Genomic DNA, 23,100 nt, shown 5'->3' with positions numbered 1-23,100 from the left:
CAGCACTCAGCACGCAGCACTCAGCACGCAGCACTCAGCACGCAGCACCATCCGAACAGCTCGTCCCGATGCCGAACATCGAGAGAAAGGGTTCGTATGGACTACTCACCGCTGAGGACGGCGCTCGCGGACGTCGTGGCGATCCCGGTGACCCCGTACGACGCCGGGGGCGCCGTGGACCGCGCCGCCTACCGGGCCCTGCTCCGCCGGCTCCTCGACGGCGGGGTCAAGGCCGTCACGCCGAACGGCAACACCGGGGAGTTCTACGCCCTCACCCTCGAAGAGCGGCGGCTGGTCACCGAGCTGACCGTCGAGGAGGCCGCCGGGCGGGCCGCCGTCCTCGTCGGGGTCGGCCATGACGCGGCCACCGCGGTCGAGGCCGCCCGGCACGCCCGCGCGGCCGGGGCCGACATGGTGATGGTCCATCAGCCGGTGCATCCGTACGTCGCCCAGGACGGCTGGATCGACTACCACCGCACCATCGCCGAGGCCGTCCCCGAGCTGGGCGTGGTGCCGTATCTGCGCAATCCGCTCATCGAGGGCGCGGCGATCGCCCGGCTCGGCGAGGAGTGCCCCAATGTCATCGGGGTCAAGTACGCGGTCCACGACGCCACCCGCTTCGCCGCCGTGGCACGCGACGCCGGTCTTGACCGGTTCGTCTGGGTGGCCGGGCTCGCCGAGCTGTACGCGCCCTCGTACTGGGCGGTCGGCGCCACCGGCTTCACCTCGGGCCTGGTCAACGTGGCCCCCAACGTCTCGCTCAACATGCTGGGCGCGCTGCGCGCGGGGGACTACCCGGGGGCGATGAAGGTGTGGGAGCAGATCCGGCGGTTCGAGGACCTCAGGGCCGAGCGGCAGTCCGCCAACAACGTCACGGTGGTCAAGGAAGCGCTTGCCGCGATGGGCTTATGCCGGCGCGACGTCCGCGCCCCCAGCAAGCCGCTGCCCGAGCCGAGGCGCGCGGAAGTCGCCGCGATCGTCGAGGGGTGGTCGGTATGAGTACGCAACGCAGAACGCGCAAACGCCCCGAGGAACTGCGCAGCCACCAGTGGTACGGCACCGACGGCCTGCGCTCCTTCAGCCACCGGGCCCGCACCCGCCAGCTCGGCTACCTTCCCGAGGAGCACCTGGGCAAGCCGGTCATCGCGATCCTCAACACCTGGAGCGACATCAACCCCTGCCATGTGCACCTTCGCGACCGCGCCCAGGCGGTCAAGCGCGGGGTCTGGCAGGCGGGCGGTTTCCCGCTGGAGTTCCCGGTCTCCACGCTCTCCGAGACCTTCCAGAAGCCCACCCCCATGCTCTACCGCAACCTCCTCGCCATGGAGACGGAGGAACTGCTCCGCTCGTACCCGGTCGACGGCGCCGTGCTGCTGGGCGGCTGCGACAAGTCCACCCCGGCACTGCTGATGGGCGCGGCCAGCGCCGACCTCCCGGCGGTCTTCGTCCCGGCCGGGCCGATGCTGCCGGGGCACTGGCGCGACGAGGTGCTGGGTTCGGGCACCGACATGTGGAAGTACTGGGACGACAAGCGGGCCGGGCTGATCGGCGACTGCGAGATCTCCGAGCTGGAGCGGGGGCTGGCCCGTTCGCCCGGCCACTGCATGACGATGGGCACCGCCTCCACGCTGACGGCCGCCGCCGAGGCGATGGGCGTGACCGTGCCCGGCGCCTCGTCCATCCCGGCCGTGGACTCCGGGCACGACCGGATGGCGGCCGCCTCCGGGTTACGCGTGGTCGAGCTGGTCTGGCAGGACCTCAGGCTCTCGGAGCTGCTCACCCGGGAGGCGTACGAGGACGCGGTCGCGGCCGTGCTCGCCCTCGGCGGCTCCACCAACGCGGTGATCCATCTGATCGCCATGGCGGGCCGGTCCGGGGTGCGGCTGACCCTCGACGACTTCGACCGGATCGCCCGTACCGTCCCCGTACTGGCCGATCTGCGGCCCGGCGGCCGGTACTTGATGGAGGACTTCCACTTCGCGGGCGGGCTCCCGGGCTTCCTCTCCCGGCTGACGGACGTCCTGCACCTGGACCGCCCCACCGTCGCCCACCCCACACTGCGCGAACAGCTCGACGGCGCCCTGGTGCACAACCCCGAGGTGATCCGGGACCGTGACCGCCCGCTGGCCGAGGAGGGCGGAGTGGCGGTGCTGCGCGGCAATCTGTGCCCCGACGGCGCGGTCATCAAGCACATCGCGGCCGAGCCCCGGCTGCTGGAACACACCGGTCCCGCCGTGGTCTTCGACGACTACAGGACGATGCAGGCCACCATCAACGACCCCGGTCTCGGCATCACCGAGGACAGTGTGCTGGTGCTGCGCAACGCGGGTCCGCTGGGCGGCCCCGGAATGCCCGAGTACGGGATGCTGCCGATCCCCGACCATCTGCTCAAGCAGGGGGTGCGGGACATGGTGCGGATCTCCGACGCCCGGATGAGCGGCACAAGTTACGGGGCCTGTGTGCTGCACATCGCGCCCGAGTCGTATGTGGGCGGCCCGCTCGCCCTCGTCCACGACGGCGATCCGATCACCCTCGACGTCGCGGCGCGGATGCTGCGGCTGGAGGTGGACGACGCCGAACTGGAACGGCGCAGGGCGCGGTGGACGGCCCCGCCGCCCCGCTATGAGCGCGGCTACGGCGCGCTCTACCAGGACCAGATGACCCAGGCCGACACCGGCTGCGACTTCCGCTTCCTGGCCCGCCCGGGGGCGGTGCCCGAACCCTACGCGGGCTGACACCGCCTCCCAGCGCAAAAAATTTTGTACGAGATACCGAACGATATTCGGTAAGCGCTTCACGGAAGCGCTTCACCAGACCCCTGATGACCGTCCGCCCCCGCACCTGTTGAGAACGGAGAAGCAGTCATGGCCCACGCCGTGGCGAAACCACCCCGGGTCACCCGGCGCCGTACGGGAGGCCCGGCCCGCCGCCTCCCGTATCTGCTGATCGCCCCTGCCGGGCTGCTGATGCTGGGCTTCATCGCCTATCCGATGCTCAGCGTCCTCTACTACAGCCTGCGGAACTACAACGTCACCAAGCCCTGGCGGAACGGCTACGCGGGCCTGGACAACTTCACCCGGATCTTCACCGACGACCCGCAGTTCTGGGACACCCTCGTCTTCAGCGGCAAATGGGTCGTCACCGAGGTGCTGTTACAGCTCCTGCTCGGCCTCGCGCTCGCCCTGCTGGTGAACCAGACCTTCCTCGGCCGCGGCCTCGCCCGCGCCCTGGTCTTCTCGCCCTGGGCCGTGTCCGGGGTGCTGACCACCACCATCTGGATGCTGCTCTACAACCCCTCGACCGGCATCAGCCGCTATCTCGCGGACGCGGGGATCGGCACCTACGGCACCTCGGTGCTCTCCGACACCGGGACCGTCTTCTGGGCCGCCGTCGTCGCCGAACTCTGGCGCGGCGTCCCGTTCTTCGCCATCCTCCTCCTCGCCGACCTCCAGTCCATCCCCAGGGACCTCTACGAGGCGGCCTCGGTCGACGGCGCCGGCCGGGCGCGACGGTTCCTCCACATCACCCTGCCGCACCTGAAGGACGCGATCGTCCTGTCCACGCTGCTGCGCGGCGTCTGGGAGTTCAACAACGTCGATCTGCTCTACACCCTCACCGGCGGCGGACCGGCCGGGCAGACCACCACCCTTCCGCTGTACGTCGCCAACACCGGGATCAACGGCCATGACTTCGGCTACGCCTCCGCGCTGACCACCGTCGCCTTCGTGATCCTCCTCTTCTGCTCAATCCTCTATCTGCGCCTGAGCAAGTTCGGAGGCGAGACCAAGTGACCGCCGCACTCGCCGAGCAGGGCACCCTGCCCGCCGCCGCGGCCGCCCCGCCGCCCACCGCTCGCGGGAGGCGCCGGCGCGGGTCCGACCAGGGCGTGCCGCGCTGGCAGATCTATCTGCCGCTGGGCCTGTATCTGCTGTTCACCCTCGTCCCCTTCTACTGGATGCTGCTGTTCGCGCTGCGCCCCGCGGGCTCGAACGCGCTGGTGCCCTGGCCGATCACCGGTGAGCACTTCCAGAAGGTCTGGAACGAACGCAGCTTCGGGATCTTCTTCCAGAACAGCATGATCGTCGGCGTCGCCTCGCTGGTGATGACGACGGTGGTCGCGCTGGCCGGGGGCTATGCCCTGGCCCGGTTCGACTTCCGGATCAAAAAGGGTTTCATGCTGGCGCTGCTGGCCTCGCAGTTCATCCCGGGCGCGCTGATGCTGGTGCCGCTCTTCGAGATCTTCAAGAACCTCCAGATGATCAACTCGCTGGGGAGCGTGGTCATCGCGGAGACCGTCTTCCAGCTGCCCCTGTCGATCATCCTCATCAGCGGCTTCATCAAGAACGTGCCGGTGTCGCTCGAGGAGCAGGCGTGGGTGGACGGCTGCGGCCGCTTCCGGGCCTTCTGCGCGGTGGTGCTGCCGCTGCTGCGCCCGGGGCTGATCGCGGTCGGCTCCTTCGCCTTCGTACACAGCTGGAACCACTTCCTGTTCGCGCTGATGTTCCTCAGCTCCCAGGACAAGCAGACGATCCCGGTCGGCCTGAACACCCTCATCGGGGCGGACAGCGTCGACCTGGGGGCGCTCGCGGCGGGCGGGGTGATCGCCGCGGTGCCCGTCGTCATCGTCTTCGCCTTCATCCAGAAGTGGCTGATCACCGGCTTCAGCGCGGGGGCGGTCAAGGGTTAGGGGGCGTCCGGCGGTTCTTGGCGCCTGCGGCGGGCCCCGCGGCGGAGCCGCATATCGGTGCTTCCCCCTCTTCCCCGCCCCTTCCCACAACTGGGGCTCCGCCCCAGACCCCGCTCCTCAATTGCCGGAGGGGCCGGAAGGTGGGGCTCCGCCCCAGACCCCCTGGTAGCGGGGGAAGGGGCGGGGAGGGGAAAGCCGCGCCGACGCTCATCCCGGCGGTGGCCGGGCGGAGCACATCTATCGCGGACAAGGAGGTCCGAAGATGCGCATGGTGTGCCCCCAGAGAGGGGGATTCCAGTGATACCTCTCGTCCTCGCGGGCGCCCGCGGCCACGGCCGCTGGCATCTGGACAACATCCGGCGGCTGACCGCCGAGGGAAAGGTCCGGCTGGCCGGGGTGTGCGAACTCGCGCCGCTCACCCGGGAGGAGCTGGGCGACGGGCTCGGCGAGCCCGAGCAGTCCGCCGACCTCGCCGCGCTCGTGACCCGCACCGGCGCCCGGATCGCCGTCATCTGCACCCCGATCCACACCCACGCCGACCTCGCCCTCGCCGCCGCCGAACGCGGTGCGCACCTTCTGCTGGAGAAGCCCCCCACACCCTCGTACGCCGAATTCACCCGGTTGAGCGAAGGACTACGCGGCCACGGAACCGCCTGCCAGATCGGCTTCCAGTCGCTCGGCTCCCATGCCCTGCCCGCCATCCGGAAGCTCGTCGCCGACGGCCGTATAGGGGCGATCCGCGGCATCGGCGCGGCCGGGGCATGGGCCCGCGACGAGGACTACTACACCCGCGCCCCCTGGGCCGGACACCGCACCCTCGACGGCCGCGACGTCGTGGATGGCGTCCTCACCAACCCCCTCGCCCACGCCATCGCCACCGCCCTGCACCTCGCCGACGCCGACCGGGCCGAGGACGTGGCCGGTATCGAGCTGGAGCTGTACCGGGCCAACGCCATCGAGGCCGACGACACCTCCTGCGTACGGATCCGCACCAGCCGCGGCACCACCGTGGCCGCCGCCGTCACCCTGTGCGCGGAGGAACCCGGTGAGCCCTATGTGGCCATCCACGGCGAACGGGGCCGGATCACCTTCTGGTACAAGCTCGACCGGATCCGTATCGAAAGCGACGGGGCGCCGCCCGAGACCACCGATCACGCGCGCACCGATCTGCTGGACAACCTCGTCGCGCATCTGCGCGACGGCACCGAACTGCTCGTTCCCCCGGACCGCACCGGCGCGTTCATGCGCGTGGTCGAGGCGGTCCGCACCGCCCCCGCACCGGTCCCGCTGCCCGCCGACGCCTGGCGCACCGAGCCCGGTGCGGGCGTCACCGCGCGAGCGGCCGAGCGGCGCGTGGTGACCGGCATCGACCGACTGGTCACCGCCGGCGCCGAGCGCCTCGCCCTGTACTCCGAACTGCGCGCCCCCTGGGCCGCTCCCCCCACGGAGGTCCCGCACCCATGACATCCCTGACCCCCTCCAGCCCCCTGACCCCGATCAACCCGCTCACTCCCTCCCTCACCCGCCGTCCCCCGTGCACCCTGCTGCGCCATGAGCACCGGGTCGTCGGCACGTATGTGCACCGCCCCGAACTGCCCGGCACGGTCGCGCCGCGCCCGTATCTGCACCCCGTGCGCACCCTCGGCGGTGTCACCGTCACCGGGCTGCGGCCCGCCGAGGACCCGGACCGCATGGGGGTGTCCATGGCCATCCCGGAGGTGGCCGGATGGAACTTCCGGGGCGGTCCCGGCCGACGGGACCACCACGGCGGCCAGCGCCACCTGAGCTGGCTGCTGCGCGACCCCGACGGATTCGTGCAAGAGCTGTCGTGGACGGCCGGTGGGCGGCAACTGCTGCTGGAGCGGCGCACGGTGGCCGTACGGTCCCTCGGAACGGAGTGCTGGGCGCTGGACTTCACCTCCGCCCTCACCAATGTGACGGGCGAGGAGATCGCCCTCGGCGGGGCGGGCCACGCGGGCGGCTTCTTCTGGCACGTCCCCCGGCGGCCCGAGCCCGCGCATGTCTTCAGCGCCGACGGCGAGGGCGAGGCGGCGGTGCACGGACGGCCCGCGGACTGGCTGGCGCTGGCCACCGACGACTGGACGCTGGTCTTCGTCGGCGCGACCGGCGACACCCGGGCCGACCCGTGGTGGGTCCGCACCGGCGACCACCCGGGCGCCGGCTCGGCCCTCACCTGGCAGCGCCCCCTGCCCATAGCCCCGGCCGACACGGTCACCCGCCGCATAGTCACAGCGATAGCCGACACCCACCTGACCCACCGGGAGTCAGCCCGCCTGGCGAGCCACCTCTCAGACAAGGGAGCGGCGGTCTAGGAACCACGTTGTGGGCGCCCCCAGCGACCACTACCCGCAAGGAAACCCACAAAGGAGACGGACAACTACCCATGAACCCACGCACCCGCAGAGCACCCCGAACCGCGGCAGCCCTAACCGCAGTCGTAACCCTCGCCCTGACGGTCACCGCTTGCGGAGACGACGGCTCAACCTCCGGCGAGGAAGGCTCCGGCAAGGGCACCATCACCTTCTGGGACAACAACGGCGGCCCCCGCACCAAGATCTGGAAGCAGATCATCGCCAAGTTCGAGGACAAGTACCCCGACATCACGGTCAAGTACGTCCCGATACCGATCGCCAACGTGCAGTCGAAGTACGACACCGCCATCCAGAGCGGCGGCGACAGCCTGCCCGACGTCGGCGGCGTGGGCACCGCGTATCTGGCCAATCTCGTCGCCCAGGGCGCCCTCGACCCCGTGACCGACCGCATCGGTGACAGCGCCCTCAAGGGCAAGCTGATCAAGAACATGGTCGAGAGCGTCCGCGCGGCGGGAGGTGACGACAAGGAGCTGTACTCCGTCCCGACCTCCGCCAACCAGGGCACCCTCTGGTACCGCACCGACCTCTTCAAGGCGGCGAAGCTGCCCGCGCCCGACAGCTGGGACAACTTCTACAAGGCCGCCGAGGAACTGACCGACAAGGGCCGGAACAAGTTCGGCTTCACCCTGCGCGGCGGCGCGGGCTCGATCGCCCAGGCGCTGGACATGATGTACGCCCAGTCCGGCATCTCGTCCTTCTGGAAAGGCGAGAACGGCGAGGGCGACGGGGACGGCGACAAGACCACCCTCAACGACCCCAGGAACGTCGCCGCACTCGAGAAGTACATCGCCCTCTTCAAGAAGGTCACCCCCGCCGCGGACCTCAACAACGACTTCGCCAAGATGGTCGCCCAGTTCGACCAGGGCGACATCGGGATGCTCCAGCACAACCTCGGCAGCTATGTCGACCACGTACGGCTGCTCGGCAAGGACAAGATCGCGGGCATACCGCTGCCGCCGTCCCGGCAGGGCGCGGCGCGCACCATCGTCTCCAACCCGGTCGACGGCCTCGGGCTGTTCAAGGCGAGCAAGAACAAGGCGGCGGCCTGGAAGTTCATCGAGTTCGCGGCCTCCCCGGAGATGAACAGCCTCTGGAACGAGGACGTCGGCGCCATTCCCGCCAACGTCGGCGCCGCGGACGACGACTGGATCGCCAAGGCCCCGCCGACCAAGGCCGCGCTGGAGTCGCTCAACGATCCGCGGACCAAGGTCGTCCAGCTGCCGTACTACCTCCCGGACTGGAACAACATCAGCAAGGCCGACAACGAGCCCAGCTTCCAGAAGGTGCTGCTCGGCAAGATGACCGCCAAGGCGTTCTGCGACAAGGTCGCGAAGGAGCTCAACGCCGCACAGGCGGACTGGAAGAAGCACCAGGGCTAGCCGGACCGGCCGCCATGGCTGGACATCCGTATGAGCCGCGCGCATCGGGGCGGCCGCGCCACAGCGGCGGCCGTCCCGGCACCCGTCACGCCCCGCTCCCCGGACGAAAGGCATCCGCTCGCCGTGTCCCCGACCCGCAGACACGCGGCCGCTTCCCTCGCCGCGCTGCCCCTCACCTTCGCCGCCACCTTCGCCGCCACCGGCACGGCCGAGGCACGTCGCCGTCCTCGTCCCCGTCCCGGCCGCCGTACGACCGTCTACCTCGCGGGCGACTCCACCGCCGCGACCAAGCTCCCCTCGGCCGCCCCCGAGACCGGCTGGGGGATGGCCCTGCCGGTCTTCCTGTGGGACGACCGGTTCGCGGTGGCCAACCACGCCGTCAACGGCCGCAGTTCCAAGAGCTTCTACGACGAGGGCCTGCTCACCCCCATCCTGGCCGCCATCCGCCCCGGCGATCTTCTCCTCGTGCAGTTCGGCCACAACGACGAGAAGACCGAGGACCCGGCGCGCGGCACCGATCCGCGGACCACCTATCCGAAGTACCTGCGGCTCTACCTCGACGGCGCGCGCGAGCGCGGCGCGCACCCCGTGCTGCTGACCTCCGTGGAGCGCCGCATGTTCGACGCGGCGGGCAACGCCCAGCCCACGCACGGCGCGTACCCCGACGCCGTACGCCGCCTCGCCCGTGCCGAGGGAGTGCCGCTCCTGGACGTGCAGGCGTCCAGCATCGAGCTGTGGCAGCGGCTCGGACCCGAGGCCACCCAGGGCTACTTCAACTGGCTGGAGCCGGGGGAGTCGCCCAACTACCCGGCCGGCCGCCAGGACAACACCCACTTCCAGCCGCACGGCGCGATCGAGGTGGCCCGGCTCGTCGCGCGCGAGCTGGCGGCCCGGCGCGTGCTGCGGCCACGCGACCTGCGGCGGCTGGACGCCGCGATCCCGGACAGCTGGATCACCTGGTAGTCCCTCATCCGGCAGTCCCCTTCCCTCCTCTTCGCCCACAGGAGCCGTCATGTTCAGACGTCATGCCCGCGTGGCCGCCGTGCTCGGCTGCGCCTCGCTCGCCCTCGGCGCGCTGGCCGCCACCCCCGCCGCTGCGCACGGCCCGTCCGCCGCCGCCCGTGCCGCCCTCCCGGCCGGTGACGGCTGGGCGTCCGCCGACGGCGGTACGACCGGTGGCGCCAAGGCCGACCGGGCGCACACCTTCACGGTCACCAACCGGGCCGAGCTGGTGAAGGCCCTCGGCGACGGGGACGCCACCCCGAGGCTGATCTACGTCAAGGGAACGATCGACGCCAACACCGACGACGCCGGAAAGCCGCTCTCCTGCGCCGACTACGCGACCGGCGGATACTCCCTGGACGCCTACCTGAAGGCCTACGACCCCGCCACCTGGGGCAAGGCAGCGCCGTCCGGCCCCCAGGAGGACGCCCGCGCCGCGTCCGCCGCGCGCCAGTACGAGCGCGTCGAACTGACGGTGGGCTCCAACACCACCCTCCTCGGGGTCGGCCGGAACGCCAAGCTGCTCGGGGCCAGCCTCCAGGTCCGGGGCGTGGACAACGTCATCGTCCGCAACCTGACCTTCGAGGACGCCTTCGACTGCTTCCCCGCCTGGGATCCGACCGACGGCGACGACGGCAACTGGAACTCCGAGTACGACAACCTGGTGGTGTACGGGTCCACCCACGTCTGGATCGACCACAACACCTTCACCGACGGCCGCCGCCCCGACAGCGCCCAGCCCAGCTACTACGGCCGGCTCTACCAGCAGCACGACGGTGAGCTGGACGTGGTGCGCGGCGCCGATCTCGTCACCGCGTCCTGGAACGTCTTCGCCGACCACGACAAGACGCTGATGATCGGCAACAGCGACGGCGCGGGCGCGACGGACCGCGGCAGGCTCCGGGTCACCCTCCACCACAACCTGTTCAAGAACATCGTGGAGCGCGCGCCGCGGGTGCGGTTCGGCAAGGTGGACGTCTACAACAACCACTTCGTCGCGCCGAGGAGCGGATATGCCTACAGCTGGGGCGTGGGCGTCGAGTCCCAGCTCGTCGCCGAGGCCAACGCCTTCACGACGCCCTCCTCCGTCGACCCCGCGAAGATCATCAAGAAGTGGAAAGGTACGGCGCTGACCGCGCGGAACAACGTCCTCGGCGGTCGCCCGGCGGACCTCCTCGCCCTCCACAACGCGGGCGTCCCCGGGGAGACGTTGGGCGATGACGCGGGCTGGACGCCGACGCTGCGCCCGCGGGTCGACGCGCCGCGTGCGGTGCCCGGTGCCGTGGACGGGGGCGCGGGCGCGGGCCGTCGGCTCTGACGGCCCGCCACCCCCCGGGAGCAGGGAGGCCGGGCGCTACTGACCCCGCCCGGCCTCCCTTTCCCCGACCGACTATGAACTCCATGTATACGCGCTGTGTATAGTGCTCTCACTGCGTGCCGCCAACTTTACGTATTTAGGCAGGCGTTGGCGGCATCGCGACCAGTATTGGCCACAAGAGGACTTCGGGGACATCAATGGGGCGAAAAGGTCGAATATCCGGGCTGTGCGTCAGTCTCGTCGGTGCGGTCTGCCTGACGCTGGGCCTCAGCGGCTGCGGGGCGTCGTACGACACCACCTCGCCGCGCAGCGCCCGGGAGCACGCGGCGTCGGACGCCGACGGCTCGACACCAGCCGCCTCCAAGCCGGACGTGCTCAAGAAGGGCGACGGGGCGAACGGCTCGGTCGACTGCGCCGTCGCCAAGTGCGTCGCCCTCACCTTCGACGCGGGCCCCAGCGGCAACACACCCCGGCTGCTGAAGATCCTCAAGCATGAGAAGGCCCACGCGACCTTCTTCATGCTCGGCAGGAAGCACATCGACCGCCACCCGGACCTGGTGCGCCGTATCGCCGACGAGGGACATGAACTGGCCAATCACACCTGGTCGCACAAGATCCTGACCAAGACCGACTCCGACGAGGTCCGCACGGAGATCACCCGCGTCCAGACCGCCGTCAAGAAGCTCACCGGCCGTACGCCACTGCTGATGCGCCCGCCGCAGGGGCGTACCGACGAGCGGGTCTCCAAGATCTGCCGTGAGCTCGGCGTGGCACAGGTGCTGTGGAGCGTGACGGCGAAGGACTACCAGACGAACGACTCCGCGCTGATCGAGAAGCGGGTGCTGGAGCAGACGAAGCGCGACGGGATCATCCTGCTGCACGACATCTACAAGGGCACGGTGCCGGCCGTGCCGGGGATACTGGCGAAGCTGAAGAAGGAGGGCTACACGGTGGTGACGGTCTCCCAGCTGATGGCCCCGGCCGTCCCGGAAGCGGGCAAGGTCTATCGCCCATGAGGCAACAGACCGACACGATCTCCGTCGCGTTCGAACATCCTCGGCCACAAAATGATCAAGTGTTGTCGCAAGCTATCGCGATGCGATCGGGATTTCGTAATCTAAGAATCCTCGGGAGCCCGGCAACCTAATCTGGAGTGGCGGCAACTACGACATGGAGCGGGCCGGTCCGGATCCTCCGGCCCGTTCTCTCGACGCGGAACAGGAGTTGCCATGGGGCTGAGACGCAAACGGGGCCGTCACCGCCGTCGCAAGGATCGCACGCTGCCGCTGGGCAGCGCCGTGATCGTGGCGTCGGCCGTGGCCGGGGTGTATCTGACGGCTTCGCCGGAGGGCGCGAGCGCCGTGCCCACCACTCTGTATGTGGCCACCAACGGCAGCGACGGCAACACCGGCACCCTCAAGTCCCCCTACCGAAGCCTGGAGAAGGCGTTCTCCACCGCCAAGGCCGGCACCACCATCGAGGTCCGCGGCGGCACGTACTACCCCTCCAGAACCCTGCGCAGCTCCATCAGCGGCACCCCACGCGAGCGCGTCCAACTGCGGTCGTACCGAGCGGAGAAGGTCCGGCTCGACGGCTCCCGGCTGGGCCGGGGCTCCTCACTGGTCTCCCTCAGCGCCGACTACTGGACGGTCTCCGGCATCGAACTGCGCAACGCCCCGGGCGGCGGCCTGGTCTGCACCTCCTGCGCGCGCAACGTCTTCCAGGACCTCAGCACCCACGGCAACGGCGACACCGGGCTCACCCTCCGCGGCGACGACACCAACGACAACGTCATCCGGAACCTCGACTCCTACGCCAACCACGACGACGCCACCGGCGGCCAGCGGGCCGACGGCATAGCCATCACCCACGGCTCCGGCTCGGGCAATGTGGTCACCGGATCCCGGCTGTTCCACAACAGCGACGACGGCCTCGACCTGTGGATGTGGGCGAGCCCCGTCACCATCGAGCACTCCTGGGCCTTCGGAAACGGCCGGAACCGCTGGCACATCCCCTACTTCAAGGGCGACGGCAGCGGCTTCCAGCTCGGCTCCGACCGCAGTGACGCCCCCTCGCCCGCCCATCTCGTACGGTCCTCCGCCGCCTGGGCCAACACCAAGAGCGGCTTTGACGCGGGCGGCAACACCGGGGCCCTCCGGCTCCAGCGCACCACCTCCTTCGACAACTGGGGCAAGGGCTACGCCGTCGCCGGCTCCCGCGCCAAGCTGACCCGCAACCTCGCGCTCTCCAACGGCCGCGGCAGCGCCGACACAGGCCTCCTCGCCGTCTCGCGGGAGAACAACTGGGCGCCGGGCCGCCGGACCACCCCGCCTCTGGTCACCACCGACCCCACCACGGCCTTCGGACCCCGGCGGCCGAACGGCTCGCTGCCGCTCACCGGCTTCCTCGTGGTCATGGACCGCACCGAGATCGGTTCGCCGATGAACTGAAACCCCGGGAAAACCTGAATCGCGCTCCTGGCGGGCACAATCCCCTGATCCGGCACGCCGCCGACCAGCCCGCCGTCCCCCGAGGAGCGCGACCATGGCGAGACAGATCACGGACAAGGCCCCGGCCCCACCACTGCCCGGACTCCCCCTGCTCGACCGCTACTTCCGAATATCCGAGCGGGGCTCCACCCTCGGCCGGGAGGTCCGGGGCGGGTTCGCCACCTTCTTCACGATGGCGTACATCCTCGTCCTGAACCCGATCATCCTGGGCGGGGCGAAGGACAAGTTCGGCGAGCAGCTCTCCGGCACCCAACTCGCCACCGCCACCGCCCTGGTGGCCGCCGTGATGACCGTCCTCATGGGCATCGGCGGCAATCTGCCGCTCGCCCTCGCCGCGGGCCTCGGGCTCAACGCCGTCGTCGCCTTCCAGATCGCCCCGCAGATGAGCTGGGCCGACGCCATGGGCCTCGTGGTCCTGGAGGGCCTGATCATCTGTGCGCTGGTGGTGACCGGGCTGCGCGAGGCGGTGATGCACGCCATCCCGCAGCCGCTGAAGCAGGCCATCAGCGTGGGGATCGGGCTGTTCATCGCCTTCATCGGCTTCATCGACGCCGGGTTCGTCTCCCGCATCCCGGGCCCCACCGGCTCCACGCCCGTACAGCTCGGCTCGGACGGGCGGCTCAGCGGCTGGCCGGTGGTGGTCTTCTGCGTGGGGGTGCTGCTGACCATCGCGCTGATGGCGCGCAAGGCCAAGGGCGCCCTTCTGATCAGCATCGTCGTCTCGACCGTGCTCGCGATCGTCATCAACGAGATCGCCGACATCCGGCCGGAGGCATGGGGGCTGACCGTGCCCACCCTCCCCGACAGCGTCGTCGACACCCCGGACTTCGGACTGCTCGGCTCCTTCAGCCTCTTCGGGGCGTTCCAGCAGGTCGGTGTGGTCACCATCGTCCTGCTGATCTTCACCCTCATCCTGTCCGACTTCTTCGACACCATGGGCACGGTCGTCGGGGTGAGCAACGAGGCCGGGCTGCTGGACGCCGAGGGCAGGGTGCCGGGGCTGGGGCGGGTGCTGCTGATCGACGGTGCGGCGGCCGCGTTCGGCGGCGCCGCGTCCGCCTCGTCCAACACCAGCTACATCGAGTCCGCGGCCGGGGTCGGCGAGGGCGCGCGCACCGGGTTCGCCAGCGTGGTCACCGGGGCGCTGTTCGGGCTCGCGCTCTTCCTGACCCCGCTGGCCACCGTGGTGCCCGCCCAGGCCGCCGCCCCGGCGCTGATCGCGGTGGGCTTCCTGCTGATGAGCCAGGTGCGGTCCATCGACTGGGAGCGGATCGACATCGCCGTCCCGGCGTTCCTCACCATCGCGCTGATGCCGTTCAGCTACTCCATCTCCAACGGGATCGGCGCCGGGTTCATCTCGTATGTGGTGATCAAGACCGTGCTGGGCAAGGCGCGGGAGGTGCACTGGCTGCTGTGGGGGACGGCCGCGCTGTTCGTGGTCTACTTCGCGATCGACCCCCTCGAGCAGCTGCTCACCTGACCCGCGACGCCCCGCCCCGTCAGCTGTGGCCCATGATGGGGCGCGGGCGGTAGGGGGCCTCCAGGCGGGCCACCTCCTTCTCGTCGAGCGTCAGCCCGACCGCCGCGACCGCGTCCTCCAGATGGCGGGTCTTCGTGGCCCCGACGATCGGCGCGGTGACCGCGGGCCTGCTGAGCAGCCATGCCAGCGCGACCTGCGCCGGGGACACCCCGCGCTCCTCGGCGATCGCGCGGGTGGCGTCCACGATGGAGAAGTCCGCGTCCGCGTACCACCTCTCCACCAGCGGATCGTTGCCCGCCCGGACCGTCTGCCCGGTGCGGTCCCGGTCGCGCGTGCCCGCCAGCAGCCCGCGCGCCAGCGGGCTCCACGGGATGACGCCCACGCCCTGGTCCAGGCAGAGCGGGTTCATCTCCCGCTCCTCCTCGCGGTAGAGCAGGTTGTAGTGGTTCTGCATCGAGACGAACCGGGTCCAGCCGTGCGCCTCGGCGATGTGCTGGGCCTTGGCGAACTGCCAGGCGTACATGGAGGACGCGCCGATGTACCGGGCCTTTCCTGCCTTCACCACATCGTGCAGCGCCTCCATCGTCTCCTCGAGCGGCGTCTCGTGGTCGAAGCGGTGGATCTGGTAGAGGTCCACATGGTCGGTGCCCAGCCGCCGCAGCGAGGCGTCGATGCCCGCCATGATGTGCTTGCGGGAGAGCCCGCGGTCGTTGGGCCCCTCGCCCATCGGGTTGTAGACCTTCGTGGCCAGGACGTAGTCGTCGCGGCTGGGGAAGAGCTCCCGCAGCAGCTCACCGGTGATCTCCTCGCTGCGGCCTACCGAGTACATGTCGGCGGTGTCGAAGAAGGTCACCCCCTCCTCGGCCGCGCGCCGCACGATCGGCCGCGCGTCGTCGATGTCCAGCTGCCAGGGCCGGTGCTCGGGATTGCCGTAGCTCATCATGCCCAGGCAGATCCGCGACACCTTGACGCCCGACGTGCCCAGCCGTACGTACTCCATGCGTCTGCTCCTCCTGCTCGTCCGCCCGTTCGGCCGACCCGTCACAGCAGACCACCCCCGCCGCCGGATGTCAGCCCGGCGTGACGAAGCCGCTTTCGTACGCGGCGATCACCGCCTGGGTGCGGTCCCGCACCCCCAGCTTGGTGAGCACCGCCCCCACATGAGTCTTGACGGTGGCCGGGCCCACCGCCATCCGGGTCGCGATCTCGGAGTTGGACAGCCCGTCGGTCATCAGCCGCAGCACCACGGCCTCCCGCTCGGAGAGCCGGTCGCGCAGCGCCCGCGCCGTCGCCTCGCGGTCCGGGCCGCGGGCGGCGCCGTGCTCGGCGGCCAGCGCCCGCACCGCGGCCGGGAACAGCAGCGAATCGCTGCGCGCCACCACCCGCACCGCCTGTACCAGCTCCGCCGCGCGGGCCCGCTTGAGCAGGAAGCCACTGGCCCCGGCGCGCAGCGCGTCGTACACATAGCTGTCGTTCTCGAACGTCGTGACCACGATGACGCGCGGCGGGTCCGGTACGGTGCCCAGGATCCGCTCGGTGGCGCGGATGCCGTCCACATCGGGCATCCGGACGTCCATCAGCACCACGTCCGGGCGCAGTTCACGGACCACCGGCACGGCCTCGGCGCCGCTTCCTGCCTCGCCCACGACCTCCAGGTCCGGCTCGCTGGAGAGGATCGCGCGCAGCGCGCTGCGCACCATCCGCTCATCGTCGACGAGCACGATGCGCAAGGGGGACGCCGGGGTGCTCACCGGGACGCCTCCACCGGGAGCCGGACCGTGAGCCGCCAGACGCCGTCCACGGTGTCCCAGGCGCAGGTGCCGCGCAGCAGGGTGACCCGCTCGGTGATGCCGCGCAGCCCGCGGCCGCCGCCGGCGGTCCGCGCCCGGGGGGTTCCGTCCACCGGGTTCTCCATCGTGATCTCCACTTTCTTCCGGTCCTCTGCGATCCGGAGCCGCACCGGCACCCGGCCCGCGTGGCGCAGCGCGTTGCTGAGCCCTTCCTGGACGATGCGGTACGCCTCGCGGGAGACCACGGGCGGCAGCCGGTCCAGCGTGCCGGGGGCCGTCAGCTCGACGGCGACGCCCGCGGCCCGGGTGCGGGCGAGCAGCCCGTCCAGGTCCATCAGGGTGGGGGAGGGGACGGTGGCCGGGGCGGCCTCCCCTTCCCGTAACAGCCCCAGCACGCTGTCGAGTTCGCCGACCGCGTCCCGGGTGGTCTCCTCGATGGCCGCCAGCGCCTCCCGGGCGAAGTCCGGATCGGAGTCGAGGACCTTACGGGCCGCGCTCGCCTGGAGGGTCACCGCGCTCAGTGCGTGGCCGACCGAGTCGTGCAGTTCACGGGCGAGCTGGTTGCGGGAGGCGAGCCGGGCGGCCCGCCGCTCGGCGGCGGCGAGCCGCTCGGCGGGGGACGGGCCGAGCAGCGCGGGCGCACAGCGGGCCAGCAGCGCCCCGGCGGCCGCGGCGATCCCCATGAGCATGGCCAGCAGCGCCACCCCGGCCAGGGGCGCCAGCGCGGTGGGGGTCGAGCCGAACGCGTCCGGCCAGCCCAGCCCGTCGGCGTACGAATCATCGGTGAACGGCAGCGCGACCAGCAGCGCCGAGGCGGGCAGCAGGGACAGGAAGAGCCCGCTGACCAGCCCGCCGATGGCCAGGTGCAGCCCGTACCAGAGCGCGGTGCGGGCGCGCGCGTCCCATGAACCGGCGGGCCCGGCCGCGAGCTCCGCGGACTCCGGCAGCCCGCACAGCGAGCGCGCGGCGGTGGCCTCCAGGGGCCGTACCAGCGGCAGGAGCGCGGTCGGCGCGGCCAGCGGCAGGGCCGAGGCGAAGGTGCCCAGCTGCCAGCCCAGGGAGGTGAAGGGATCGGCCCCATGGGCCAGCATCGCGAAGACCACGGTGGTCAGCAGGTAGTACGGCATCAGCAGGGCGCCGCCGAGCACCAGATGGACCCAGCGCAGCTGGGTCCGGCGGCCGACCACCGCCCGGACCGCCCGCCGCCACCACGCCCCGGTCACCGGGGCAATCCGACGGTCATCCGCACAGCGTAGGGCAGATTCGCGGGTGCCGGGCTGGGTCTGGGCCATGGCCACCAGCCTCCCGGTGCGGCGGGCGCCGCGCGTCACCCCGCCCGACGATCTCCCTCCGCCGTCCGGTGGAGGGGACCCTCCTCCCGTGGGGAGGGGACCCTCCTCCCGTGGGTCAGAGGCGGCGCGTCGCGAGGGTGAGCCGGTCCCGGGCGTCGAACAGGGCGTCCTTGATCATCTGCTCATGGGTGGGGGTGAGCCGGGCCACCGGCACCGAGCAGCTGATGGCGTCGCGCGAGGGGGTGCGGTACGGGATGGCGATGCCGAAGCAGCGCAGGCCCAGGGTGTTCTCCTCGCGGTCCACCGCGTACCCCTGCTCCCGGATGAGGTGCAGCTCCTCGATCAGCTTCTCGCGGTCGGTGATGGTGTGCTCGGTGAGCTGGCTCAGCGTCTCCGGCAGCAGCTTGCGCACCTGCTCGTCGGAGTACGTGGCCAGCAGCGCCTTGCCCAGCGAGGTGGAGTGGGCGGGCAGCCGGCGGCCGACGCGGGTGAAGGGGCGCAGATAGTGCTGCGACTGCCGGGTGGCGAGGTAGACGACATTGGTGCCGTCGAGCCGGGCGAGGTGGATGGTCTCGGTGGTGTCGTCGGAGAGCCGGTCCAGGGTGGGGCGGGCGGCGGCCACGACCTCGTCGCCGTCGATGTAGGAGGTGCCGACGAGGAGGGCGCGCACCCCGATCCCGTAGCGGGTGCCGGTGGCGTCGGTCTCCACCCAGCCGAGCTCCACCAGGGTGCGCAGCAGCATGTAGAGGCTCGACTTGGGATAGCCGACGGCCTCCTGGACCGCGGCGAGGCTGTGCATCCCGGGCCGCCCGGCGAAGAACTCCAGCAGTTCGACCGTGCGGACCGCCGATTTGACCTGGGCCCCGCCCGTCTCGGCAGCTGACATCGCCTTGACCCCTCTGTTCGACCAGCCATAGAGTCCCGAGGGGAAATTCATCACCCGGGACAGCGTTCAGCATATCGAACACCGTCGATGTGTGTGACGCAAGCAGCGGTAACACCACAGCAGGAGGAATCCGCGGTGTCAGCACCAGTGTGGAGCGTCGACCCCCGAACCGGAAAGCAGCGTGAGCAGGTAGCGGTCGAAGCCACGGCGGAGGAGGTCGACCGCGTGGTGCGCGCGGCCCACGCCGCGCGCGGCTCCCTGGCCGACCGTGCGGTGCGCGCCGCCCTGCTGCGCACCGCCGCCGATCTGCTCGACGAGGCCCGTGACCAGCTGGTCGAGGCCGCCGACGCGGAGACCGCCCTCGGCCCCGCCCGGCTCACCGGCGAACTCGCCCGCACCACCTACCAGCTGCGGTCGTTCGCGGCCATCGTGGACGAGGGCGCCTTCCTCGACGTCCGCATCGACCACGCCGACGCCACCCAGACCCCGCCCTGGCCCGATCTGCGCCGCTACAAGCTGCCGCTCGGCGTCGTCGCCGTCTACGCCGCGAGCAACTTCCCGCTCGCCTTCTCCGTGCCCGGCGGGGACACCGCGAGCGCCCTCGCCGCGGGCTGCCCGGTGATCGTCAAGGCCCACCCCGACCACCCCGCCACCTCCGAGGTGGCCGCCTCCGCGCTGCGCCGCGCCGCCGAGCGGGTCGGGGTGCCCGCCGATGTGATCGCGGTGGTGCACGGCTTCGACGCGGGCCTTGAGCTGGTCAAGCATCCGCTGATCGCCGCCGCCGGGTTCACCGGCTCGGTCCGCGGCGGCCGCGCCCTGCACGACGCGGCGGCCTCCCGGCCGGTGCCGATCCCCTTCCACGGCGAACTGGGCAGCCTCAACCCGGTCGTGGTCACCGAGGCCGCGGCGAACGAGCGCGGCGACCAGATCGGCGCGGGGCTGGCGGGCTCCATGACGCTGGGCGTCGGCCAGTTCTGCACCAAGCCCGGCTTTGTGCTGGCCCCGGCCGGCCCGGCGGGCGACGGCCTGCTGAAGTCCCTCACCGACGCGGTCAGCAACACCGACGCCGGGGTCCTGCTCGACCACCGGATGCGGGACAACTTCGTCGCCGGGATCAAGGAGCGCGTCGAACTGGCGGACGTGGAGGCCCCGGTCACCCCGGGATCCGGCGGTGAGCACACGGTCAGCGCGGGTTTCCTGACCGTCCCGGCGCGGCGGCTCGCCGAGGGCGGCCCGCACGATGTGCTGCTGGAGGAGTGCTTCGGCCCGGTGACCGTCGTGGCGCGCTACGAGAGCGACGACGAGATCAGCGCGGTGCTCGGGCGGCTCCCGGGCAACCTCACCGCCACCGTCCACCTCTCCGCCGCCGAGGGCGAGGGCGCCGAGGGCCGGGCCGGTGAGCTGATCGCCGAGCTGACCCCGCTGGCCGGCCGGGTCCTGGTCAACGGCTGGCCGACCGGTGTCGCGGTCGCCCCGGCCCAGCACCACGGCGGCCCCTACCCGGCCACCACCTCCACCTCCACCTCGGTCGGCGGCACCGCCGTGGAGCGCTGGCTGCGGCCGGTCGCGTACCAGGACACCCCGCCCGCCCTGCTGCCGCCGGAACTGCGCGACGAGAACCCGCTGGAGCTGCCGCGGCGGATCAACGGCGTCCGGGAGCAGCGCGGCTGACCCCCGGAACGACGGCTCGGCCGCCGGACCCGCGGATCTGACCCGTGCGTCCGGCGGCCGATTCACATCGGCGTTCACCCCGGCGCCGCCCAAGCCATTGGAATCGCCGCTGGTCAGCGGGTATGTATAAGGATCGCTTGAAGGCATCCGACACGGAAACGCGATGGACGCCGGGGTGTGCCCGTCCCATAGTGGATGGACATGGAGAGCCTGGCGGGCGCCGAATTCGCGCCACACACGACGTATCTCACCACCGCGTCCAGCGGTCTGATCCCCGCACGTTCCGTAGCCGCCGTGAAGGCGGTCCTCGACGGCTCGGCCGCCGGACAGCCCATCGCCGACGTGTCCTTCGAGGCGGTCGAGGCGAGCCGCGCCGCCTACGCCCGGCTCGTCGGCGTACCGGCCCGGCGCGTCGCGGCCGGCAGCTCGGTCGCCGTGTACGCGGGGATGATCGCGACCTCGCTGCCGCCCGGGGCCGAAGTCCTGGTGGCCGACGGCGACTTCAGCTCCCTCGTCAACCCCTTCGCCGTCCGCGCCGACCTCAAGCTGCGCATCGTGCCGCTGGAGGAGATCGCGGATGCGGTGCGGCCCGGTACGGCGCTGGTGGCCGTGAGCGCGGTCCAGTCGGCGGACGGGCGGATCGCCGACCTCGCCGCCATCCGGGAGGCCGCCCGGACCCACGGGGCCCGCACACTGGTGGACATCAGCCAGGCGGCGGGCTGGTTCCCGGTGAACGCCGCCGAGGCCGACTACACGGTCTGTGTGGCCTACAAGTGGCTGATGTGCCCGCGTGGGGCCGCCTTCCTGACCGTGCCCGAGGACCTCGGCGAACTCACCCCCGTCTTCGCGGGCTGGGTCGCGGGCGAGAAGCCCTGGGACAGCTGCTACGGCCCGGTGGAGGAACTCGCCCACTCCGCACGGCGCTTCGACGAGAGCCCGAGCATGTACGCGTACGTCGCGGCCCGGCACTCGCTCGGGCTGATCGAGGAGCTGGGCACCGAGGCCATCGCCGCGCATGACCGCGCGCTCGCCGACCGCTTCCGGGACGGGGTCGTCGCACTCGGCCACCGGCCCGTGGCCGCCCCCGGCTCGGCCATCGTCTCCGTACCGGGCCTGGGCGACGCCGCGTCCCGGCTGGCGGAGGCGGAGGTGCATGTCTCGGCGCGGGCCGGGAACCTCCGCGCCTCCTTCCACCTGTACAACACCGTGGCCGATGTGGACCGGCTGCTGGAGCGGCTGTCCGGCTGAGCGGGTCCCGGTACGGGGGATGCGCGGCGCAAGAAGCGGCACAAAAACCTGAGGGAAGCCGGGGTGCTCCGGCTTCCCTCAGATCACGGACGTCACGTCATCGCACGGCGGTCGTCACCGTACCGGCGTGAAGTCCCTCGCGCCGATGAACTCCGGCCGGCGGACCGGTGCGGCGAACGGCTCGACCGCCGTGTTCTCCACGCTGTTGAACACGATGAACACATTGCTGCGGGAGTACGGCGTGATGTTGTCGCCGGACCCGTGCATGCAGTTGCAGTCGAACCACGTCGCCGACCCGGCCAGGCCGGTGAACAGCTTGATGCCGTGCTTGTCGGCGAAGCCGGTGAGGGCCTCGTTCGACGGGATGCCGGCGTCCTGCATCTGAAGCGACCGCTTGTAGTTGTCCTTCGGCGTGGCTCCTTCACAGCCGAGGAAGGTGCGGTGCGAGCCCGGCATGATCATCAGGCCGCCGTTGGTGTCGAAGTTCTCGGTCAGGGCGATCGAGACCGACACGGTCCGCATGTTCGGCAGCCCGTCCTCGGCATGCCAGGTCTCGAAGTCCGAGTGCCAGTAGAAGCCCGAGGCCCCGAAGCCCGGCTTGACGTTGATCCGGCTCTGGTGGACGTAGACGTCCGAGCCCAGGATCTGTCGCGCGCGACCCACCACTCGCGGGTCGCGCACCAGGTTCGCGAAGACCTCGCTGATCCGATGCACCTCGAACACCGACCGTACGTCCTTCGACTTCGGCTCGATGATCGAGCGTTCGTCGGCGCGCACGTCCGGGTCGGTGACCAGCCGGTCCAGTTCGGCGCGGTACACCGCGACCTCATCCGGAGTGATCAGCTGGTCGATCGCCAGGAAGCCGTCGCGATCGAAATCGCTCAGCTCGGACGGTTGCAGCGGCCCCGGAGCCCCGGGCTCGGACCACACCACCGGGTCCACGCGTGGTGTGGCCACCTCCACGGCACCACGGGTCGGGTACAAGTCAGTGACCGTGGTCATCGGATCATGCCTCCTCGGTCTCGGTGATCAGCGGGTATACGCCGTTCTCATCATGGTCCTCCCGTCCGGTGATCGGCGGGTTGAAGACACAGACGCACCGGAAGTCCGTCTTGGGGCGCATTGTGTGCTTCTCGTGCCCGTCCAGCAAGTACATGGTGCCGGGCGTGATCCAGTGCTTCTCACCGGTCTCGTCGTTGGTGAGCTCGGCCTCACCCTCGACGCACAGCACCGCCTCGATGTGGTTGGCGTACCACATCGACGTCTCGGTGCCCGCGTAGAGGATGGTCTCGTGGAGCGAGAAGCCGACGCCCTCCCGGGCGAGCACGATGCGCTTGCTCTCCCAGGTGCCGGACTTGGACTTGATGTGCCTCTCGGTGTCCTCGATGTCCTTGAAGGATCGGACGATCACGGTGAGATCTTGCCTTTCTCTTCTCTGCGGTGC

At 70.9% G+C, this 23,100-nt stretch carries 20 protein-coding genes; 14 read left to right on the top strand and 6 right to left on the bottom strand.

Annotated elements, in window-relative coordinates; genetic code table 11:
• The first annotated feature begins 96 nt into the window (after window positions 1-96).
• The 12 genes from ACJX2R_RS15165 (at window position 97) to ACJX2R_RS15110 (ending at window position 14,769) form a co-directional block, all read left to right on the top strand.
• Window positions 97-999, top strand: a complete 903-nt coding sequence (locus ACJX2R_RS15165) for a dihydrodipicolinate synthase family protein (RefSeq protein WP_262702676.1) — start codon at window positions 97-99, stop codon at window positions 997-999.
• Complete coding sequence (gene araD, locus ACJX2R_RS15160; RefSeq protein WP_413100539.1) at window positions 996-2,735, top strand: L-arabinonate dehydratase; 1,740 nt, start codon at window positions 996-998, stop codon at window positions 2,733-2,735. Before ACJX2R_RS15165 ends, araD begins: the two co-directional genes overlap by 4 nt.
• 129 nt (window positions 2,736-2,864) lie before the next feature.
• On the top strand, window positions 2,865-3,791 hold the full coding sequence (locus tag ACJX2R_RS15155) for a carbohydrate ABC transporter permease (RefSeq protein ID WP_262702674.1): 927 nt from the start codon (window positions 2,865-2,867) through the stop codon (window positions 3,789-3,791).
• The gene (locus ACJX2R_RS15150) at window positions 3,788-4,687 is read left to right on the top strand and encodes a carbohydrate ABC transporter permease (protein ID WP_413100538.1); all 900 of its coding nucleotides are present in this window, start codon (window positions 3,788-3,790) and stop codon (window positions 4,685-4,687) included. The genes ACJX2R_RS15155 and ACJX2R_RS15150 overlap by 4 nt, the downstream gene beginning before the upstream one ends.
• A 297-nt stretch (window positions 4,688-4,984) precedes the next feature.
• On the top strand, window positions 4,985-6,151 hold the full coding sequence (locus tag ACJX2R_RS15145; RefSeq protein ID WP_413100537.1) for a Gfo/Idh/MocA family protein: 1,167 nt from the start codon (window positions 4,985-4,987) through the stop codon (window positions 6,149-6,151).
• Window positions 6,148-7,020 carry a DUF6807 family protein gene (locus tag ACJX2R_RS15140; RefSeq protein WP_413100536.1) on the top strand — a complete coding sequence of 291 codons (873 nt, stop codon included), beginning with the start codon at window positions 6,148-6,150 and terminating at the stop codon, window positions 7,018-7,020. The genes ACJX2R_RS15145 and ACJX2R_RS15140 overlap by 4 nt, the downstream gene beginning before the upstream one ends.
• Window positions 7,021-7,091: 71 nt before the next feature.
• Window positions 7,092-8,459, top strand: a complete 1,368-nt coding sequence (locus ACJX2R_RS15135; protein ID WP_413100535.1) for an ABC transporter substrate-binding protein — start codon at window positions 7,092-7,094, stop codon at window positions 8,457-8,459.
• A gap of 123 nt (window positions 8,460-8,582) precedes the next feature.
• Window positions 8,583-9,422 (top strand): rhamnogalacturonan acetylesterase, encoded by an 840-nt coding sequence (locus ACJX2R_RS15130; RefSeq protein ID WP_413105862.1) that lies wholly within the window; start codon window positions 8,583-8,585, stop codon window positions 9,420-9,422.
• A 49-nt stretch (window positions 9,423-9,471) separates the two neighbouring features.
• Window positions 9,472-10,779 (top strand): pectate lyase family protein, encoded by a 1,308-nt coding sequence (locus ACJX2R_RS15125; protein WP_413100534.1) that lies wholly within the window; start codon window positions 9,472-9,474, stop codon window positions 10,777-10,779.
• 197 nt (window positions 10,780-10,976) lie between these two features.
• Complete coding sequence (locus tag ACJX2R_RS15120; protein WP_413100533.1) at window positions 10,977-11,795, top strand: polysaccharide deacetylase family protein; 819 nt, start codon at window positions 10,977-10,979, stop codon at window positions 11,793-11,795.
• Window positions 11,796-12,008: 213 nt separating this feature from the next.
• Window positions 12,009-13,229 (top strand): right-handed parallel beta-helix repeat-containing protein, encoded by a 1,221-nt coding sequence (locus tag ACJX2R_RS15115; protein WP_413100532.1) that lies wholly within the window; start codon window positions 12,009-12,011, stop codon window positions 13,227-13,229.
• A 94-nt stretch (window positions 13,230-13,323) separates the two neighbouring features.
• Entirely contained in the window at window positions 13,324-14,769 is a 1,446-nt protein-coding gene (locus ACJX2R_RS15110; RefSeq protein ID WP_262702666.1) for an NCS2 family permease, read from the top strand.
• Between the two features lie 19 nt (window positions 14,770-14,788).
• On the opposite strand, the gene ACJX2R_RS15105 is transcribed toward ACJX2R_RS15110, so the two are convergent.
• The 4 genes from ACJX2R_RS15105 to ACJX2R_RS15090 all read right to left on the bottom strand — a co-directional run bounded on the left by ACJX2R_RS15105 (window position 14,789) and on the right by ACJX2R_RS15090 (window position 18,737).
• Window positions 14,789-15,769: an aldo/keto reductase gene (locus tag ACJX2R_RS15105; RefSeq protein WP_211834152.1), complete on the bottom strand. Its 981-nt coding sequence runs from the start codon at window positions 15,767-15,769 to the stop codon at window positions 14,789-14,791.
• Between the two features lie 70 nt (window positions 15,770-15,839).
• Window positions 15,840-16,520 (bottom strand): response regulator, encoded by a 681-nt coding sequence (locus ACJX2R_RS15100; protein ID WP_413100531.1) that lies wholly within the window; start codon window positions 16,518-16,520, stop codon window positions 15,840-15,842.
• Window positions 16,517-17,851 carry a sensor histidine kinase gene (locus ACJX2R_RS15095; RefSeq protein ID WP_413100530.1) on the bottom strand — a complete coding sequence of 445 codons (1,335 nt, stop codon included), beginning with the start codon at window positions 17,849-17,851 and terminating at the stop codon, window positions 16,517-16,519. Before ACJX2R_RS15095 ends, ACJX2R_RS15100 begins: the two co-directional genes overlap by 4 nt.
• A 115-nt stretch (window positions 17,852-17,966) precedes the next feature.
• A complete protein-coding gene (locus tag ACJX2R_RS15090) occupies window positions 17,967-18,737 on the bottom strand; it encodes an IclR family transcriptional regulator (protein WP_020872266.1) in 771 nt (256 codons plus the stop codon).
• Between the two features lie 135 nt (window positions 18,738-18,872).
• Here ACJX2R_RS15090 and ACJX2R_RS15085 point away from each other — a divergent pair, with 135 nt between their 5' ends.
• Together ACJX2R_RS15085 and ACJX2R_RS15080 are read left to right on the top strand one after the other, a co-directional pair.
• Complete coding sequence (locus ACJX2R_RS15085; protein ID WP_413100529.1) at window positions 18,873-20,408, top strand: aldehyde dehydrogenase (NADP(+)); 1,536 nt, start codon at window positions 18,873-18,875, stop codon at window positions 20,406-20,408.
• A gap of 201 nt (window positions 20,409-20,609) precedes the next feature.
• Entirely contained in the window at window positions 20,610-21,656 is a 1,047-nt protein-coding gene (locus ACJX2R_RS15080; protein WP_413100528.1) for an aminotransferase class V-fold PLP-dependent enzyme, read from the top strand.
• A gap of 114 nt (window positions 21,657-21,770) precedes the next feature.
• Here ACJX2R_RS15080 and thpD read toward each other — a convergent pair whose 3' ends face one another.
• Together thpD and ACJX2R_RS15070 are read right to left on the bottom strand one after the other, a co-directional pair.
• Window positions 21,771-22,658 carry an ectoine hydroxylase gene (thpD, locus tag ACJX2R_RS15075; protein ID WP_262702660.1) on the bottom strand — a complete coding sequence of 296 codons (888 nt, stop codon included), beginning with the start codon at window positions 22,656-22,658 and terminating at the stop codon, window positions 21,771-21,773.
• A 4-nt stretch (window positions 22,659-22,662) separates the two neighbouring features.
• A complete protein-coding gene (locus tag ACJX2R_RS15070) occupies window positions 22,663-23,067 on the bottom strand; it encodes an ectoine synthase (protein ID WP_137977423.1) in 405 nt (134 codons plus the stop codon).
• Window positions 23,068-23,100 lie beyond the last annotated feature (33 nt).

It is taken from the genome of Streptomyces sp. Inha503 (genome assembly GCF_047215865.1).
GTDB lineage: Bacteria > Actinomycetota > Actinomycetes > Streptomycetales > Streptomycetaceae > Streptomyces > Streptomyces lycopersici.
Note: the sequence above shows the minus strand (reverse complement) of the source record. Positions and strands in the feature narration are given on the sequence as shown.

What these genes read in the sequence shown, in the direction of transcription:
- ACJX2R_RS15115 (WP_413100532.1), top strand. Translation starts at nt 12,009, where the DNA reads ATGGGGCTGAGACGCAAACGGGGCCGTCACCGCCGTCGCAAGGATCGC.
- ACJX2R_RS15165 (WP_262702676.1), top strand. Translation starts at nt 97, where the DNA reads ATGGACTACTCACCGCTGAGGACGGCGCTCGCGGACGTCGTGGCGATC.
- araD (WP_413100539.1), top strand. Translation starts at nt 996, where the DNA reads ATGAGTACGCAACGCAGAACGCGCAAACGCCCCGAGGAACTGCGCAGC.
- ACJX2R_RS15105 (WP_211834152.1), bottom strand. Translation starts at nt 15,769, where the DNA reads ATGGAGTACGTACGGCTGGGCACGTCGGGCGTCAAGGTGTCGCGGATC.
- ACJX2R_RS15080 (WP_413100528.1), top strand. Translation starts at nt 20,610, where the DNA reads ATGGAGAGCCTGGCGGGCGCCGAATTCGCGCCACACACGACGTATCTC.
- ACJX2R_RS15120 (WP_413100533.1), top strand. Translation starts at nt 10,977, where the DNA reads ATGGGGCGAAAAGGTCGAATATCCGGGCTGTGCGTCAGTCTCGTCGGT.
- ACJX2R_RS15125 (WP_413100534.1), top strand. Translation starts at nt 9,472, where the DNA reads ATGTTCAGACGTCATGCCCGCGTGGCCGCCGTGCTCGGCTGCGCCTCG.
- ACJX2R_RS15090 (WP_020872266.1), bottom strand. Translation starts at nt 18,737, where the DNA reads ATGTCAGCTGCCGAGACGGGCGGGGCCCAGGTCAAATCGGCGGTCCGC.
- ACJX2R_RS15140 (WP_413100536.1), top strand. Translation starts at nt 6,148, where the DNA reads ATGACATCCCTGACCCCCTCCAGCCCCCTGACCCCGATCAACCCGCTC.
- ACJX2R_RS15095 (WP_413100530.1), bottom strand. Translation starts at nt 17,851, where the DNA reads ATGGCCCAGACCCAGCCCGGCACCCGCGAATCTGCCCTACGCTGTGCG.
- ACJX2R_RS15135 (WP_413100535.1), top strand. Translation starts at nt 7,092, where the DNA reads ATGAACCCACGCACCCGCAGAGCACCCCGAACCGCGGCAGCCCTAACC.
- ACJX2R_RS15155 (WP_262702674.1), top strand. Translation starts at nt 2,865, where the DNA reads ATGGCCCACGCCGTGGCGAAACCACCCCGGGTCACCCGGCGCCGTACG.
- thpD (WP_262702660.1), bottom strand. Translation starts at nt 22,658, where the DNA reads ATGACCACGGTCACTGACTTGTACCCGACCCGTGGTGCCGTGGAGGTG.
- ACJX2R_RS15110 (WP_262702666.1), top strand. Translation starts at nt 13,324, where the DNA reads ATGGCGAGACAGATCACGGACAAGGCCCCGGCCCCACCACTGCCCGGA.